Here is a 16,976-nt window from a genome sequence, read left to right on the forward strand (position 1 = left end):
CGATCATGGCGGCTGGATCACCGCCGAATCTTAAGTCAGTCTTAAGCTTCGCGGCCGACACTGCGGCAAAAGGAGAGAACATGCGGCTGTTGGTCGTCGAAGATGATGAAGTGCTTGCGGACGGGTTGCAGGTGGGCCTCCGGATGGCGGGGTTCACCCCTGACACGGTGGGCACGCTCGAGGATGCGCGCGCAGCCCTTGCGGGCACCGAATACGGCGCGATCGTGCTCGACCTGATGCTGCCCGACGGCTCCGGGCTCGACCTGCTGGCCGAGCTGCGCCGCGAGGGGCGGCGCGAGCCGATCTTGCTTCTGACCGCCCGCGACGGGGTGAGCGACCGGATCGCGGGGCTCGATGCGGGGGCGGACGACTATCTCGGCAAACCCTTCGATCTCGACGAACTGGCCGCGCGCCTGCGCGCATTGGCGCGGCGCGCCGAGGGCCGGGCCGAGGCGGTGATCACCGTCAACGGGCTCAGCGTCGATCCCGGCGCGCGCAGGGCGACGTTCGACGGCCGCGACCTGAACCTGTCGCGGCGCGAATTCTCGGTCCTTCTGGCGCTGGTGGAGCGCCCGGGCCGGGTGCTCGCCAAATCCGATATCGAGGAGCGGCTCTACGGCTGGGGCGAGGAAATCGAGAGCAACGCGATCGAGGTCCATATCCATCACCTGCGCTCCAAGCTGGGCCGGGACTTCATCGAAACCCTGCGCGGCATCGGCTACCGCATCCGCCCGAAGGAGGCTTTGCCATCTCGATCCGTCTCCGCCTCTTCCTGATCCTGATCAGCGCCACGCTGGCCGTCTGGCTTTCGGCGGTGCTCTGGATCGAGCATTCGACGCGCGCGCAGGTGACTCGGGTGCTCGACGCCCGGCTGATCGAGGCCGCGCGGATGGTCTCGTCGCTGGTCTCGAAGAACCAGATCTCGCTCAACACGCATGATCCCGCGCAGATCTCGCTTCCCGCCGATGCGCAATACCAGCATCAGCAATTCTGCCAGATCTGGTCCTTCTCGGGCGAGCTCGTCGGCCGCTCGCAAGGGGCGCCGGCCGAGCGGCTGCTGCCTGCGGAAGATACCGGGTTTCGCAACATCACCCAGAACGGAGAAAGGCTGCGCGTCTTCGCGATCGTCAACCGCGACCTTGGCGGGCAGGTCATGGTGGGAGACAGCCTCGCGATGCGCGACAAGCTGGTGCATGACGTTGTCGCGGGGTTCCTCTGGCCCGCGCTGGTGATCCTGCCGGTGATGGCCGCGCTGATCTGGTTCGCGACCGCGCGCGGTCTCGCCCCGCTCGATCAGCTCGCGCGCCAGCTCGAGGGCCGCAAGGTGAGCGATCTGGGCGCCCTGCCCGAAGGCCCATCGCCGCCGCGCGAGATCCGGCCCGTCACCCGCGCCCTCAATGACCTGCTGCACCGCCTCGCCATCGCGCGCAGCCGCGAGCGCGACTTCATCAGCTACGCCGCGCATGAGCTCAAGACCCCGCTTGCGGGGCTGAAGATGCAGGCCCATGTGGCGCGCCGCGCCGAGGACGATGCGACGCGCGATCATGCGCTTGCGGCGATCGAGCGTTCGGTCACCCGGACCGACCGGATGGTGCGCCAGCTTCTCGATCTCGCCCGGGTGGAGCAGCGCAAGGGCGAGACGGCGGGCACCGATCCCGGCGCGGTCGCACGCCAGACGCTCGCGGACCTCACCGATCTTGCGGACCGGCGCGGCGTCGCACTCGGTCTCGACCTGCCCGAGGAGCGGCACGAGATCGCGAGTGACGAGTTCCTGCTGACGCTGGCGCTTCGCAACCTGATCGAGAACGCGATCCAGGCGACGCCGAGCGGCGGCGAGGTGCGCCTTGCGCTGAGCCTCGACGGGTCGCGCTGCACTTTCGACCTGCGCGACGGCGGCACCGGCCTGCCCGAGGCGATCCGTGCGCGCGCGACGGAGAAATTCGTCAAGGGCACGCAATTCGACGATTCCGGAAGCGGGCTCGGGCTGGCGATCGCCACGGATGCGCTCGAGACGCTCGGCGGCGAGCTGCGCTTCGAGATGCTCCCCGACGGCCACCATACGCGGATCGCCCTGCCCGTCTGAGCGCTCGTCGCACTCTGTCGCGAAACCGCCCGATCGCTACGCGCCCGACCTTCGCGCCGCGGCATTTCTGCGCAATTTTTCAGCACTGGACATTTTCACCGCTGGAAAAATCCTTTCGCCTTTTCGCAGTATTAGAAATTCTTCTTTCATAGCTGCGACGACACCAATCCGGGAGATTCGCAGCCGTGTCACAAATCGCCTCGAGGGCACGTATCTGGAGCCTGCGGCTCAACCGGGTGGTCGAGATCGCGTGCGTGACGCTGCTCGCGCTTCTCGTGCTCGATGTCTGGCTGGGCGTGCTCGCGCGCTATGTCATCCCGCTTCCGGTCACCTTCACCGAAGAACTGGCACGTTACCTGATGATCTGGATGGCGTTGCTCGCGGTCTCCTCGGGCATCGTCTATCGCGAGCATATCGGGGTCGAGTTCGTCTTCACCCGCCTGCCCGGACCGGTTCGGCGCTGGCTCGCGGTGAGCTTCGACCTGATCGCCTTCACCTTCTTCCTGCTCTTGTTCCTTTACGGGATCGGCTTCACGCTGCGCGGCTTCTCGCGGCTGACGATGATCTACGCGATCCCGAAGGGCTATCCCTTCGCGGGCGTTCCGCTTGCCGCGCTGATGGCCTGCCTGCAACTGGCGCTGATCGGCATTCATGATTTCTTCAGCGACCGCGATCCCGACCGCACCGGGGCCGCCACCGTCATCGCAGGAGAGGAATGATGGGGATCGTCTTCGTCACCGTCGCCTTCTTCGGCCTGCTCGCGCTCGGGATGCCGGTGGGCTTCTCGATCGGCGTGGCCGGGATGATCGGGATCTTCGACATGGGGCCGCGCTTTTTGTCGATGGCGCCCGACCGGGTCTTCGCCGGGCTCGACCTCTTTCCCTTCCTCGCGATGCCCTTCTTCATCCTCGCCGGCGAGATCATGAACCGTTCGGGGATCACGCAGGGGCTGGTGCGGCTCGCCGATGCGCTGGTGGGCTGGATGCGCGGCGGCATGGCCCATTCCAACATGGTCGCGAGCGTGATGTTCGCGGGCATTACCGGCTCGGCCACCGCCGATGCGGCGGCCTTCGGCAACACGCTGGTCCCGGCGATGCAGAAAGGCGGCTATACCCGCGCCTATGCCTGCGCGGTCACCGCGGCGGGCTCGATCATCGGGCCGACGATCCCGCCCTCGACGCTCGCGATCATCTACGGCTCGATCATGGGCGTGTCGATCGCGGGGCTGTTTGCGGCCGGGATCCTGCCGGGCCTGCTGATCTGCGCGATCTGCATGGGCGTGATCGCGCTGCACGCCAAGCGCAAGAACCTGCCCGAGGGCAAGGGCAGGCTGCAATTGCGCAACGTGACCCAGGCACTGCGCGAAGGCTTCCTCGCCGCGCTTCTGCCGATCTTCATCCTCGGCTCGATCCTCGGTGGCTGGGCCACGCCCACCGAGGCGGCGGCGGTCGCGGTGGCCTATGCGCTCTTCGTCGGCGGCGTGATCTACCGCGCGCTGAGCTGGCGCGATCTCTACGAGGTGGCGCTGCGCACGACGCGGATCACCGGGGTGATCTTCCTGATCATCGCCTCGGCCTCGATCCTCGGCTGGTGGATGACCTTCAACCGCATCCCGCAGGCGATCGCGTCGGGGCTGCTGACGGTGTCCGACAACCCCCAGGTGATCATCGGGCTGATCCTGCTTCTGCTGCTGGTGATCGGGCTGGTGATGGATATCAACGCGACGCTGATCATCCTCGCGCCCGTGCTCGCGCCGCTCACGCTGCAGATCGGGATGGAGCCGGGTCACGCCGGGATCATGATCATCCTCGCGCTCAACATCTCGCTGATGACGCCACCGGTCGGCGCCTGCCTCTTCGTGCTGGCCTCGGTCACCGGCGAGAAGGTCGAGGGGATCACGCGCGAGCTCTGGCCCTTCATCCTCGCCGAGGTCGCGGTGCTGCTGCTCATCGCCTTCTGGCCCGACCTCACGCTCTTCATACCAAGACTGCTCGGGCTATGAACCCGGCGGCGCCCCTCCCAACAGAAAAGGACAGTCCCATGAGCTTCATGAAACTTGCGGCCACGACGCTTGCCGCCGCCTGCCTGGCGCTTCAGGCCCAGGCCGCCGACATCACGATCCGGCTCGCCCATCTCAACCCCGAAGATCCCTTCGCGAGCCATTCGGGCGCGATGGGGGCGGTGTTCAAATCTCTCGTGGAGAGCAATTCGAACGGCCGGATCGAGGTGCAGCTCTTCCCCAACGGCCAGCTCGGCAAGGATAACGAGGTGATCGACCAGGTCCGCAACGGGCTGGTGGAGAGCGCGATCTCCTCCTCCGGCGGCATGGCCCAGCATTACCCGCTCGTGGGGGTGTTCGACATTCCCTTCGCCTTCCCCAATATCGGCGTGGCCTCGAAGGTGATCACCAAGGACAGCTCCTTCGGCAAGAAGTTCTGCTCCGATCTCGAGGCCAAGACCGGGCTGAAGGTGCTGGGCCTGCTCGACTCGGGCGGGTTCTTCGAATTCACCAACTCGAAGAAGCCGATCAGGACGATCGACGACATGGCCGGGCTTCGGATCCGCACGATGACGGTGCCGACCCAGCAGACGCTGGTGGACAGCCTCGGCGCGAAAGCCACGCCGATGGCCTGGTCGGAGCTCTATACCGCGCTGCAGACCGGCGTCGTCGATGGCGAGATGAACCCGGTGCCGATCGTGGCCTTCGCGAAATTCGACGAGGTGCAGAAATATCTTTCGCTCACCAACCATCTCATCACCCCCTATACCTGGACGATGAACGAGGACTTCTTCAAAAGCCTCAGCCCCGGGGACCAGTATCTCGTGAGCTGGGCCGCGGATGTGGCCACCGATGCGGGGCGCGCGATGAGCCGGGTGATCGAGGCCTCCGACAAGGGGCTGCCGGCGCTGGCGAAGAAGATGGAAGTCAACACCGTCGCCCCCGAGGAACTCAAGAAATTCGCCGACGCGTCGCAACCCGCGGTGCGCAAACTGATCGAAGAGAAGTTCGGCGATGAGGGCGCGCAGATGCTCGATGCACTGATGACCTCGATCGACGAGGAAAAGACCGACTTCTGAGCGTTGACTGGTCCGGCCGCCCCGCCCCTCGGGTGGCCGGACGCTTTTCTCGGGGTCGCCCGGCGGGTTTCCGCTCAACCGGGGCGTGAATGCCACAGATCCTTCCCCAGGGGCATCCGCGTCCAATTTCTGCCTCAATCTCCCTGCCTTTTTCTGCTAGGGATACGGAAAAACAAGAGGCAGACATGATACGGGCACTCCTTGCAGCGGGATTGTTCCTCATGCCTTTCCCTGCCCTCGCGGCACAACCGGGGATCGGTGCATGGGAGAATTCGAACTACACGATGCTGAGCTGGATCGAGGAAGGCTCCTCCTTCAGCTGGTATTACAACTGGCGCCCCGACCAGCTTTGGGAAAAACGGCGCCGCTCGCGCACGGTCGAGTTCGTGCCGATGATCCACAACCCCTCCGACGTGAACAAGAAGATCGTCTCGGACCTGCCGGTGAGCACGCTTCTGGGCTTCAACGAGCCCGATGCCGGCGCGAGCAAGGGGCGCGGTCTGCCGGTCGAGAAGGCAATCGCGCTCTGGCCCAAGCTCGAGGCGCGCGGGCTCCGGCTCGGCAGTCCCGCCACGATGCAAAGCGGAACGCTGGGCAAGAATTCCTGGCAGCGCCGCTTCATGGATCAGGTCGAGGCCAAGGGGCTGCGCGTCGATTTCATGGCGGTGCATTACTACTCGACCAATGGCAGCGTGCGCGATTTCGAGAAATGGCTGCGCAAGGTCCATGCCGAATACAAGCGCCCGATCTGGGTGACCGAATTCGCCTATATCGACTGGTCGCGCCCGCAATCGGTCTCCTATGCGCAAAACGCCACCTTCGCCCAGGCTGCGATCCAGATGATGGAGCGCCTGCCCTTCGTCGAGCGCCACGCCTGGTTCGCCGCCAATCCCGATGTCGAGAACGGACGCCACCCGAAGATCAACCTCGTCGATGACAAGCTGCGCCCGACCCCGATCGGCACGGCCTATGAACGGGCGGTCTCGCGGATCACCGGGCGCCAGGCTTCGCTTCGTTCGGAGCCGCGCTGAGGCTCAGCGGAGGCGGTAGATCAGGTAGTTCGAGGTATCCTCGACCTTCTCGGCATTCTGGTCGAGATAGGCGAGCACGCCCGCGTGATGCTCGACGAAGAGCCGCTTCTTCCAGTCTTTCGCGTTCTTGGTCACCGCGAACCAGCGCGCGCCCTCGTTTCGCAGCTTCTCGAGCTGGGTGATCGCGGTGGCGTTGTCCTCGACGAAGACCGACCATGTCTTGTCGCCGCCCCCGGGCGGGAAGACCCAGCCGTGACGCCGCGAATAGTAGATCGCGATCGGATCGCCCACCTCGGGGCTGATCGCGATCACCAGATCGTCCGGCGCGGCGAGCTGATCGAGGCGCTGGCCCATCAGCCGCGCCTCCTCGCCCTGCGGGTCCTTCAGGCGCGGCACCAGCGGCACCAGCGACAGCGCGACGACTGCAATCACCATCACCGCCAGCCGCGCGATCCCGAGCAAGGACGACAACGCCACGCCGCCGATCTCCGCCAGCGCGATCAGGCCGCGCCCGCAGAAGATCGCGACCGGCACATGGAGCACATGCAGGTTCCAGGGGTTGTTGCTGATCTCGCGCGCCGCGACGAGATAGACGATGCTCCCCGCGAGCAGCCAGATATAGGGCACGGCGACGAGGGCCGGATCCGCCTCCGCATCCGCTGCGGCGCCGAATTTGCGCACACCCACCCACAGGCCCACGCCGAACAGCACGATCATCGGGTAGCCGTAGAACCACCACCAGGCCATGTCCCAGATGTCGTCGAGATAGAAATTCTCGGCCGCGAAGCGCGCGAGCCCGTAATCCCAGATATAGCCGCTGCCGGCGACGTGATAGGGAGGATAGCTCCGCCCCAGATAGACCGCCCAGGAATAATAACCCGCGATCACCACGAGCCCGAGCGCCGTCGCCAGCAACGTGTGACCCACCACTCGCCAGCGTTCGCGCATGACGGCGTGCCCCAGAAGCCAGAGAATGACGAGCCCGACCCCGAGGCCGGGGAGCTTGGAGAGCGCTCCGAGCGTGAAGGCCGCGGTCGCGAGGATCGGGTAACCCTTGCCGCCCTCGACCCAATAAGCGACGTAGCGCCAGACCCCCAGCGTGATCATCGCCAGCATCACCGGGTCGGGCAGGAAGGAACTGTCGATCACGATCGCGCCCGGCATCACCGCGTAGCTCAGCGCCGCCGCATGGGCGTGGCGCTCGTTCCAGACCAGCGCCACGAGCCGGTGCAGCGAGAAGACCGTGACCAAGCTGAACAGCACCGCGACCAGCCGTCCGAACCAGTCATGCCAGCCGAAGATCGCCTGCAGGATCGCGACGATATAGGCGAACAGCTCGAATTCGCGGCCCTGATAGCTGGGGCCCGGCCCGGTCCAGCTGACCTCGGGAAAGAAGATGTTCCAGCCGTGCAGCCGGAAATTGTCGGCCATCATCGCGGTGCTGGCCTCGCGCCAGCTGAACACGTCGACAAGCGGCTGGGTGACATGAACGAAGCGCAGCGCCGCCGCGATCAGGAAGATCGCAGCAAGAAGCATCTGGTCGCCGAACTGAACCGGAAGAACGCTTTGCAGGGACCACGACTTCCAGCGCGGTGCGGGCAAGGTTTGCTCAGGCTGGCTCATTCAACTCTCCCTCGAGCAGCGGATCGCGCTGGAAATTCACCAGCCGGCGCACCGCATAGGGCTTGCGCCTGCCCTGGCTGTAATAGACCCGCGCCAGCACCTCGCCGAGAATGCCGAGGCTGAGCATCTGCACCCCCGCGAGTCCCGCCATCACCGTGAGCAGCAGGAACGGGTTGCCGGTCATGTCGACCCCGCCGAAGAGTTTCATGGTGACGGTCACCAGCCCCGCGACACCCGCGAGCGCGAAGCCCGCAAGGCCCAGACCGCCGAAGACCAGCATCGGATGGGCGGCGTTGCTGAGCAGAAATTTCACCGTCAGCAGATCGAGCACGACGACCAGCGTGCGGCCGATCCCGTATTTCGTCTCGCCCGCGATGCGCGCGCGGTGATTGGTCTCCACCTCGACGCAGCGCGCCCCGCGCTGGAACAGCAGGATCGGGATGAAGCGGTGCATGTCGCCGTAAAGCTCGATCTCCGAGACCAGCTCGCGCCGCACCGCCTTGAGCGTGCAGCCCAGATCGTGGATCGGAAAGCCGGTGCTCCACGAGATCAGACGGTTTGCGATCAGAGAGGGCAGCTTGCGGCTGACGAACGCGTCCTTGCGGTGCCGCCGCCAGCCATGGACGAGATCGTAGCCCTCCTCGAGCTTGGCCACCATCGCCGCGATATCGGCCGGGTCGTTCTGCAGATCCCCGTCGAGGGTCACCACCACATCCATCGAGGCGTGGTCGATGCCGGCCTTCAGCGCGGCAGTCTGGCCGTAATTGCGCCGGAACTGCACGCAGCGCAGATGCGGATCGGCGCCCGCCATCTCGCTCGCGGCTTCGCGGCTGCCATCGGTCGAGCCGTCATCGACGAGGATGATCTCGTAAGGCTTGCCGATCGCCTCCAGCGCGGCGGTCAGTTCCTCATGCAAGCGCGGAAGGTTGCCGATTTCGTTGAAAACCGGGATGACGACCGACAGTCCTTCGACCGCGTACCGCGGCAGGTTTGGCGCCTTGTTCATGACCCGATGGTGCTCAATTTCCCGTGATCTGTCGAGAAAATCTTGAGCACACCCCCCTGTTTTCAGGGGCTTGGGTGGAAAAATACCGGGGAATTCACACGCCTGAGGCGAAAAGAGCCGCGCGACCGACTGGCTGCGCGGCTCGTCACTTCAGGGACGCTCGCAGTTGTGGCGAAACGCGGTGGCTCAGATCCGGCCCAGTTTCTTCAGGCGGTTCTCGCGCAGCCGCTCGAAATCATCGCCCGCGTGATAGCTCGAACGGGTGAGCGGCGTCGCGGAGACCATCAGGAAGCCCTTGCCATAGGCCGCGCGCTCGTAGTCGCGGAATTCCTCGGGCGTGACGAAGCGCATCACCGCATGGTGCTTTGACGTCGGCTGGAGATACTGGCCGATGGTGAGGAAATCGACATCGGCCGAGCGCATGTCATCCATGATCTGGCGCACTTCCTGCGCCTCCTCGCCCAGCCCCACCATGATGCCCGACTTGGTGAACATCGTGGGATCGAGTTCCTTCACCCGCTGCAGCAGCCGCAGCGAATGGAAATAGCGCGCGCCGGGACGCACGCTCGGATAGAGGCCCGGCACGGTCTCGAGATTGTGGTTGAACACGTCCGGCCTCGCCTCGACGACCTTCTCGAGCGCGGCAGGATCGCATTTCAGGAAATCCGGGGTCAGGACCTCGATCGTGGTCTCGGGCGAGCGGTGGCGCACGGCCCGGATGGTCTGCGCGAAATGCTCGGCGCCGCCATCCTCGAGATCGTCCCGGTCGACGCTGGTGATCACGACATGCTTGAGGCCGAGCGTCTCGACCGCATGGGCGACGCGCCCCGGTTCGAACACGTCGAGCGCATCGGGCTTGCCCGTCGCGACGTTGCAGAACGAACAGCCGCGGGTGCAGATCTCGCCCATGATCATCATCGTGGCGTGGCCCTGCGACCAGCATTCCCCGACATTCGGGCACCCCGCCTCTTCGCAGACCGTGACCAGCTTGTTGGTCTTGAGGATGTCGCGCGTCTGCTTGTAGCCCTCCGAGACCGGCGCCTTGACGCGGATCCAATCGGGTTTCTTGGGCTGGGCGTTATCGGCGCGATGCGCCTTTTCGGGGTGGCGTTCACCGGGGATCTTGAGATCGCGCATCGGATATCCTTTCCGATTGGGGTTGCGCTTCACATAAGCCGAAAGCCGCGCGGATGCAAATTCCGCGTGACGGCGGCTCAGAACCGCCTGCGGGCCTGCGAAACCAGCCCCTCGCCCGCCCGCGACAGCACCTGCGCGATCGGTTCGAACCAGGTATCCGCATCGGAGGCCTCTTGCGCGCGCACCAGCCGCACCTGCCGGGCGGGCTCCTCGGCAAAGCGGATCAGCCCCAGCGTCGGGAAGGCCCGGCTCTCCTGCACGGCGGCGATCTCGGGCACCAGCGTCAGCCCCATCCCCTGCGCCGCGAGGGCGCATAGCGTGCTGAGCGAAGAGGCCCCGAGATCGACGCGTTGCGCCGCCCGCGTCAACCCGCACAGCGCCAGCACCTGATCGGCCAGGCAATGCCCCTCGTCGAGCAGGAGAAGCTGATCGGGATCGAGTGCCTGGGGGGCGAGGCCGCGATTGAGAGTGAGTTGATCGGGCGTACCCGCGAGCAGGAAGCGATCCTCGAAAAGCGGCGCGCTGTGCAGATCGGGCGCGGGCGTGGCGATGATCGCGGCATCGAGCCGGCCCTGTGCGATCTCGGAGAGCAGATGCTCGGTCGGCGCCTCGCGCAGCCGCAGCGAGCCCTGCGCCCGCAGCCCCGGAAGGGCTGCGGGCAGAAGATAGGGCGCGATCGTGGGAATGACCCCGAGATTGATCTGTCCGAGCCCGCGCCGCGCCTCCGCCTCGAGCGCACGCAACTCGCCCGCGATCCGCTCGGCCGCCTCGAGCACCCGCCGCCCGGCCCGCGTCAGGCGCACGTCGCGCGGGCGGCGCTCGACCAGCGGCTGGCCGATCTGATCCTCGAGCTCGCGGATCTGGACCGAAAGCGCGGGCTGGGAGACATGGACGATTTCGGCGGCGCGCGAAAAGGACCGCGTCTGACCGAGCGCGCGCAGGTAGGTGAGCTGGCGAAGCGTGATCTTCATAACCGAAAGCTATTCCGAAGCAGTGGGGCTACAGTCTTTCCCTATAGCCCGCCGTGGCGCTTGTCTGCCCCAAACTGGCTTTCCCGCGCCGAATTCACGCTCGCCGTGACGGCTCAGCCGATCATCGGGCTCGCCCCGCCATAGGTGTCGTCGTAATGGCGCTTGAGCCGCTGGAGCGCGATGCGCAGCACGATCTTGCCCGAGCGCGCCGACCAACCCAACCGCTTCTCCGCCGTCTCGAGCCCCTCGAGAAAACAGCAGCAGCGCAGGACCATGTCGCCCAGGCCCGGCCCGAGATCGCGCAGCGCCAGAGCCACCCGTTCGCGGGCGCTTTCCGAGCCCCCGCCCTGGGTCAGTTCGGGACGATACTGGCCGCGCCCTCCGCCGCCGGTGAGGAAACGCTCCCAGTTCTGCCCGACGCGCGGCCCCATCTGCGCCAGTTCGAAATCCTCGCGCAGACGCTCGCCCGCCGCCACCAGATCGGCGCCGAGAAAAGGCACGCCCGACTTGTCGCGCCGCCGTGCGAGCACCGCAAGCGGGCTTTCCGAAAGATTGGCGCGCAGGCGGCGGCGTTGGCCGTTCGGCCCCTCCTCCTCGCGCGTCTCGAAACTGCCGTGCTGCGCGGCGAAGGGATCGACCGCCTCCTCGCCGCGCGCGGCCAGATCCTCCTCGAGAATGCGCTTGAGCGCGGCGCGTCCCGCCTGCGTCACCCGGTAGCTGGTCACACGGCCCGCATGCGCGACCTCGATCCAGTCCTTGAGCGCGAAAGCCTGCGCGACCGAGCGTTCAAGCACCGCGGTGCGCACGGTGCCGCGCAGCACCACCGCCTTCTCCATCTCGGTCGAGACGATCAGCAGCGCGCCGGGCTCTGACAGCCGGCGCAGGATCCGGCGCGCTTCGGCAACGAGCCTGGTTTCATCGGCGGGAATCTCTTTGGTGCGGAAAGGCGCGGTCATGGCATATGTGTCCTTGTAAAACACGGCCGTTCCCGGAGCGCGCAGGACATTGGCGGCCTCCGGCCCGGTCACTCGACCGAGCCTGTCGAGCGCCTCATCGACCAGCGGATCGTCCCGCCGCGCCTCGATCCGGCGCACGCGGCGCAGGATGGTCGAGGCGGCACAGCCCTCGGCGCGTGCCAGGGCCCGGATCGGCACCCCCTCTTCCACATGACGCAGATAGAGGCGGGCATGGTCCGGCAGCCAGGCGGGCAGCTCCGCCGGGACTGGTGCGATCGAATTCATAATGTCCCCCAGATGGCGCCGCACGGGGCGGCGAGTCTGTCCGAGTTACAACCGTGGGTTGCTTTGGTTACCCGTTCGTTAAGAAACGGGACGCAGGCAAGCTTTCCTTAAACTTCCTAAACAAAGCTTTGCAGCGCGTGCGCAGGACCGCGGCGCCGCGCAACACCCTTATCGGGTGAGGCATCCTTCGGCCGTTCTTTCATGACGGAGGTATTGATGTCCAACCCGCAACCGCTCCCGCCCTGCCCCGATCTCTCCGGACTGACCCGGCCGCGCCTGCTGGTGCGCGCCGCGCGTTTCGGGCTGCGCGACTACAATCGCCGACGCGACCTGAAGCGGCTGATGCGGCTGGCGGACCCGCCGCATCCCGAGGCCGCGCTGCGCCAGCTGATGGCCGAAGAAGACGCGCTGGAACAGGCGCGCCGCGCGGGCGAGGCCACCTACAGCTTCGCGCGCCATATCGAGTTGCTGATCGCGGTGATGGCCGAGGCGCGACTGCTGCCGCGCCCCGCTCTCAGCGAGACTTGAAGAGCGAGCCCAGAACGCCCCGAACCAGCGCCTGCCCGGTCTTCGTGCCGAGCTGGCGCGCCAGGCTCTTGCCGAAGGTCTCGACGATCGAATCCGACCGGCTGGAGCGCGAGGAGGTCTTGCGCCGCGTCTTGGCGGCGGGCTCGTAACGGCGGGCCTTGTTGAACCCGTCGAAGCTGTCCTCGAGCTCCGAACGGCCGCGCGACACTTTCGCGGCCTTCTCGCGCGCCTCGGCCTCCGCTGCTTCGCGCGCGGCGAGCTCGGCCCGCGCGGCGAGGATTTCCTGTGCCGACTCCCGGTTGACGGACTTGTCGTATTTCCCGCCGAGCCCGGTCTGCGCAATCACCGCCGCGCGCTCGGTCACCGTGAGCGGCCCGAGACGCGATTGCGGCGGGCGCACGAGGGTCCGCTCGACCACGCCCGGCACGCCCTTGGCCTGCAGGAAGGAGGTCACCGCCTCGCCCGTGCCGACCTCCTTGATCGCGATCTCGGTGTCGAAGCGGGGATTGGCGCGATAATTCTCGGCCGCTCGGCGCAGGTCCTTCTGATCGCGCGCGGTGAAGGCGCGCAGCGCGTGCTGCACGCGGTTGCCGAGCTGGCTGAGAATGCCGTCGGGCACATCGGCCGGGTTCTGCGTGATGAAATAGACCCCGACCCCCTTCGAACGGATCAGCCGCGCCACCTGCTCGACCTTGTCGACCAGCGCCTTCGGGGCATCGTCGAAGAGAAGATGCGCCTCGTCGAAGAAGAAGACGAGCTTGGGCTTGTCGGGATTGCCGACCTCGGGCAGTTCATCGAACAACTCGGACAGCAGCCAGAGCAGGAAGGTCGCATAGAGGCGCGGGCTCGCCATCAGCTTGTCGGCCGCGAGGATGTTGATCTGCCCCATGCCCTCCGCATCGGTGCGGATCAGGTCCGACAGCTCCAGCGCGGGTTCGCCGAAGAACTTGTCCCCGCCCTGGTTCTCGAGCACGAGCAGCTGGCGCTGGATCGCCCCGATCGACCGGGTGTCGACATTGCCGTATTCAAGCTCGATCTCGTCGGCCCGCTCGCCGACATGGCGCAGCATCGCGCGTAGATCGTCGAGGTCGAGGAGCGCGAGTCCCTCCTCGTCGGCCAGATGGAAGGCGATGTTGAGCACGCCCTCCTGCGCATCCGAAAGCCCCATCAGGCGCGACAGCAAGAGCGGCCCCATTTCCGAAACGGTGGTGCGCACCGGGTGGCCCTGCTCGCCGAACATGTCCCAGAACACGGTCGGATAGGCGCGGTAGCTCAGATCGAAGCCGATCGTCTCGGAGCGTTCCATGAACGGCTTGTGCAGTTTCGCGGCTTCCGAGCCGGAGGTGGCGATCCCCGAGAGATCCCCTTTCACATCGGCCATGAAGACCGGCACGCCCGCGGTGCTGAACCCCTCGGCGAGGATCTGCAGCGTGACGGTCTTGCCGGTGCCGGTCGCGCCTGCGATCAGGCCGTGGCGATTGCCGAACTTGAGCAGCAATTCCTGCGGCGTCCCATATCCCTCGCCGCCGCCGCCGACGAACACGCCCTCTTCAGTCAGAACTCCCGTCATACCGCCTCCCGCAGAATTGTTCCCCTCAGACAATACTATCTTAACCAGTTCGCGCCAGTCTGAACCTGCCCCGCCAAGCGCTTCGTCCGCACGGTGGGGCGTTTCCTCCCTGTCAGACTGGCCGCGCCCCGACGGGCGCGGTCTTTTTTGTTTCGTCAAAAGGGCTTGGGCTGCTCTCAAACCTGTTCAATTTTGCCTGTTGACCTGTGAAAGAAACCGCAATAGCGTGCCCATCAATGATGAAGTCGGCCAGTCCGACAGGGGGAAGTAGGAAGGGGTTCCTTACGGGGCCCCTTTCGCTTTGAGAACGCCCGCATCCCCTTCACGAAACTGTGGCAGCATGCCGCCGATCCGTGATAAACGCGCCGGTTTTCCCGACTGACACCGGCCCCGGCGCATGTTAAGCGTTCAGCCGAACTGTTTCAGGAGAAGAGTTATCATGTCTCAGCTGACGAAACCGCTCGCACTCGTTCTGGCCTTCGGCCTTGCGCAGGGTGCCTGGGCGCAGGACAGCTCCGCCACCGACGCCGCGACGCCGACTCCGGCCGCCGATGCGGCGACGACCGACACGCCCGCGCCCGCAGCCCCCGCAGCCGATGCCGCGCAAGCGGCTCCCGCGACGGGCGATCAGGCCGCCACTGGCGAGGCTGCGCAACAGCAGCAGACCTACACCAAGGCCACCTATGGCGATTGGGAGCTTCAGTGCATCAAGTCGCCCGACGGCAAGGACCCGTGCCAGATCTACCAGGTGATCAAGGACAAGAACGGCGGCAACCTCGCCGATATCTCGCTCTTCGGTCTGCCCAAGGGTTCGAAGGCTGCGGCGGGCGCGACGATCATGGTCCCGCTCGACACGCTGCTGACGCAGAACCTGCTGGTGGCCGTCGATGGCGGCCAGCCCAAGGTCTACCCCTTCACCTTCTGCCAGCCGATGGGCTGCTTTGCGCGGATCGGCCTGCTGCCGGAAGAGCTCGACGCCTTCAAGAAGGGCTCGAAGGCGACCATCACCATCGTTCCGCTCGCGGCCCCGAACCAGAAGGTCTCGGCCGACATTTCGCTCAACGGCTTCACCAAGGCCTATGAGGAAGTGGTCAAGACGAACGAGGAGAGCGGCGCGGTCAAGTGATCGCCCGCGCGCCCTGCCCCGCGCGGGCCGGGTGCCGCCGGAATCTCGAAACGCCGCGCCCGCAAGCGCGGCGTTTTTTCTTCGACGAGCCCTTCAGATAGCGCGGAGCGCCAGAACCGCGTTGAGCCCGCCGAAGGCGAAGGCGTTCGACAGCGCGGCGCCGACCTGCGCGCGCCGCGCCGCGTTGGGAACGTAATCGAGATCGCAATCGGGATCGGGCGTCGCGTAATTGATCGTGGGCGCGATCACGCCTTGCCGCAGCGCCATCAGGCAGGCGACGAGCTCCACCGCCCCCGTGCCGCCGATGCAATGACCATGCATCGCCTTGGTCGCGCTGACCGGCACGTTGTCGGCCGCAGCGCCGAAGGTCTTGCGGATCGCGGCGGTCTCGATCCGGTCATTGGCCGCCGTGCCGGTCCCGTGGGCGTTGATATAGCCCACCTCCCCGGGCGCCATGCCCGCATCGTCGAGCGCGCCCGCGATTGCCGCCGCCGCCCCGTCGAGCGAAGGCATCACCACGTCGCTCGCATCGGAATTCATCGCGAAGCCCGCGATCTCGGCCAGCGGGAGCGCGCCGCGCGCCTGGGCGCTCTCGAGCGTCTCGATCACGAAAACACCCGCGCCCTCGCCCTGCACCATGCCGTTGCGATCCGCGCTGAACGGCCGGCAGCCATCGGGCGACATCACGCGCAGACCTTCCCAGGCCTTGAGCCCGCCGAAATTCAGCATCGCCTCAGCACCACCGGCCAGCATCCCCTCGGCCATGCCCGAGCGCACCATCTGAAAGGCGAGCCCGATCGCATGGTTCGAGCTGGCACAGGCGGTGGCGACGGCGAAACTCGGGCCCTGCAGACCGAAACGGATCGAGAGATGCGAGGGCGCGGCATTGCCCATCAGCTTCGGGACGGTGAAGGGGTGGACGCGGTTCTTGCCCTCGGCGAAGACCGCGCGATAGGCGTTGTTTGCGGTCGTGTGCCCGCCGCCCGCCGTCCCGATGATGCAGCCCCAGCGGGCCGGATCTGGCGCGCGCTCGAGCCCCGCCTGCGCCATCGCCTCCTCGCCCGCGACCAGCGCATATTGGGTGAAGGGATCGTAGAGCGCGAGCTGCGAAGCGCTGAAGCGCCGGGTCGCGTCGAAATCGTGGATCTGCGCGCCGATGCGGATGCTCAGCCGTTCCGAGTCCCGGAATGCGAGCGGGCCGATTCCCGTACGGCCCTGCGCCATCGCGGCCTGCGTCGCCTCCACCCCCTCGGCCAGCGCATTGATCGTGCCCGCCCCGGAGATGACAACCCTTCGCATCACGCGACGGCGGCCGAGGGGCTGGCGCCGGTGACCAGGTGCTCCACCGCGCGCACGATCGCGCCGACAGAGGAGATGTCGAACTGTGCGCTCGAGGGTTCGTTCGCGTTGAAGGGGACCGAGACGTCGAAGGTCTCTTCGATGGCGAAGATCACCTCGACGAGACCGAGGCTGTCGAGCCCCAGCTCCTCGAGAGTCATCTCGGGGGTCAGTTCGGACGGATCGCGAAGGGCTTCGCGGGCGATGATCGAGAAAACCTGTTCCTGCACGTCGGGCCTCATTG

At 66.3% G+C, this 16,976-nt stretch carries 16 protein-coding genes; 8 read left to right on the forward strand and 8 right to left on the reverse strand.

Annotated elements, in window-relative coordinates; genetic code table 11:
- Positions 1-80: 80 nt before the first annotated feature.
- The 6 genes from DW2_RS10280 to DW2_RS10305 all read left to right on the forward strand — a co-directional run bounded on the left by DW2_RS10280 (position 81) and on the right by DW2_RS10305 (position 6,192).
- Positions 81-776: a response regulator gene (locus DW2_RS10280; RefSeq protein ID WP_051855848.1), complete on the forward strand. Its 696-nt coding sequence runs from the start codon at positions 81-83 to the stop codon at positions 774-776.
- Positions 777-793: 17 nt separating this feature from the next.
- On the forward strand, positions 794-2,083 hold the full coding sequence (locus tag DW2_RS10285; RefSeq protein WP_272944426.1) for a sensor histidine kinase: 1,290 nt from the start codon (positions 794-796) through the stop codon (positions 2,081-2,083).
- A 185-nt stretch (positions 2,084-2,268) separates the two neighbouring features.
- Positions 2,269-2,802 carry a TRAP transporter small permease gene (locus DW2_RS10290; protein WP_051855853.1) on the forward strand — a complete coding sequence of 178 codons (534 nt, stop codon included), beginning with the start codon at positions 2,269-2,271 and terminating at the stop codon, positions 2,800-2,802.
- A complete protein-coding gene (locus DW2_RS10295) occupies positions 2,799-4,085 on the forward strand; it encodes a TRAP transporter large permease (RefSeq protein WP_238321307.1) in 1,287 nt (428 codons plus the stop codon). The genes DW2_RS10290 and DW2_RS10295 overlap by 4 nt, the downstream gene beginning before the upstream one ends.
- Positions 4,086-4,123: 38 nt before the next feature.
- Positions 4,124-5,161, forward strand: coding sequence for a TRAP transporter substrate-binding protein (locus DW2_RS10300; RefSeq protein ID WP_051855855.1), 1,038 nt, complete (start codon positions 4,124-4,126; stop codon positions 5,159-5,161).
- Between the two features lie 221 nt (positions 5,162-5,382).
- The gene (locus DW2_RS10305; protein ID WP_238321308.1) at positions 5,383-6,192 is read left to right on the forward strand and encodes a glycosyl hydrolase; all 810 of its coding nucleotides are present in this window, start codon (positions 5,383-5,385) and stop codon (positions 6,190-6,192) included.
- A gap of 3 nt (positions 6,193-6,195) precedes the next feature.
- On the opposite strand, the gene DW2_RS10310 is transcribed toward DW2_RS10305, so the two are convergent.
- The 5 genes from DW2_RS10310 to DW2_RS10330 form a co-directional block, all read right to left on the reverse strand.
- Positions 6,196-7,815 (reverse strand): ArnT family glycosyltransferase, encoded by a 1,620-nt coding sequence (locus tag DW2_RS10310; RefSeq protein WP_038146078.1) that lies wholly within the window; start codon positions 7,813-7,815, stop codon positions 6,196-6,198.
- Positions 7,802-8,821, reverse strand: a complete 1,020-nt coding sequence (locus DW2_RS10315) for a glycosyltransferase family 2 protein (protein WP_051855860.1) — start codon at positions 8,819-8,821, stop codon at positions 7,802-7,804. Before DW2_RS10315 ends, DW2_RS10310 begins: the two co-directional genes overlap by 14 nt.
- A gap of 186 nt (positions 8,822-9,007) precedes the next feature.
- Positions 9,008-9,958: a lipoyl synthase gene (lipA, locus tag DW2_RS10320; protein WP_038146080.1), complete on the reverse strand. Its 951-nt coding sequence runs from the start codon at positions 9,956-9,958 to the stop codon at positions 9,008-9,010.
- Positions 9,959-10,035: 77 nt separating this feature from the next.
- Positions 10,036-10,929 carry a LysR substrate-binding domain-containing protein gene (locus DW2_RS10325; RefSeq protein ID WP_038146082.1) on the reverse strand — a complete coding sequence of 298 codons (894 nt, stop codon included), beginning with the start codon at positions 10,927-10,929 and terminating at the stop codon, positions 10,036-10,038.
- Between the two features lie 113 nt (positions 10,930-11,042).
- Entirely contained in the window at positions 11,043-12,170 is a 1,128-nt protein-coding gene (locus DW2_RS10330) for a DUF6456 domain-containing protein (RefSeq protein WP_038146083.1), read from the reverse strand.
- A gap of 216 nt (positions 12,171-12,386) precedes the next feature.
- Here DW2_RS10330 and DW2_RS10335 point away from each other — a divergent pair, with 216 nt between their 5' ends.
- Positions 12,387-12,698, forward strand: a complete 312-nt coding sequence (locus DW2_RS10335; protein WP_038146084.1) for a DUF6477 family protein — start codon at positions 12,387-12,389, stop codon at positions 12,696-12,698.
- Here DW2_RS10335 and DW2_RS10340 read toward each other — a convergent pair.
- Positions 12,685-14,268: a helicase HerA-like domain-containing protein gene (locus DW2_RS10340; protein WP_038146086.1), complete on the reverse strand. Its 1,584-nt coding sequence runs from the start codon at positions 14,266-14,268 to the stop codon at positions 12,685-12,687. The genes DW2_RS10335 and DW2_RS10340 overlap by 14 nt on opposite strands.
- Before the next feature lie 439 nt (positions 14,269-14,707).
- Here DW2_RS10340 and DW2_RS10345 point away from each other — a divergent pair, with 439 nt between their 5' ends.
- On the forward strand, positions 14,708-15,394 hold the full coding sequence (locus DW2_RS10345) for an invasion associated locus B family protein (protein WP_081874945.1): 687 nt from the start codon (positions 14,708-14,710) through the stop codon (positions 15,392-15,394).
- Between the two features lie 93 nt (positions 15,395-15,487).
- On the opposite strand, the gene DW2_RS10350 is transcribed toward DW2_RS10345, so the two are convergent.
- Positions 15,488-16,693, reverse strand: coding sequence for a beta-ketoacyl-[acyl-carrier-protein] synthase family protein (locus tag DW2_RS10350; RefSeq protein WP_038146087.1), 1,206 nt, complete (start codon positions 16,691-16,693; stop codon positions 15,488-15,490).
- Complete coding sequence (locus tag DW2_RS10355; protein ID WP_038146094.1) at positions 16,693-16,974, reverse strand: acyl carrier protein; 282 nt, start codon at positions 16,972-16,974, stop codon at positions 16,693-16,695. Before DW2_RS10355 ends, DW2_RS10350 begins: the two co-directional genes overlap by 1 nt.
- Positions 16,975-16,976 lie beyond the last annotated feature (2 nt).

Origin of the sequence: Thioclava atlantica (assembly GCF_000737065.1) — a bacterium.
Classification (GTDB): Bacteria; Pseudomonadota; Alphaproteobacteria; order Rhodobacterales; family Rhodobacteraceae; genus Thioclava; species Thioclava atlantica.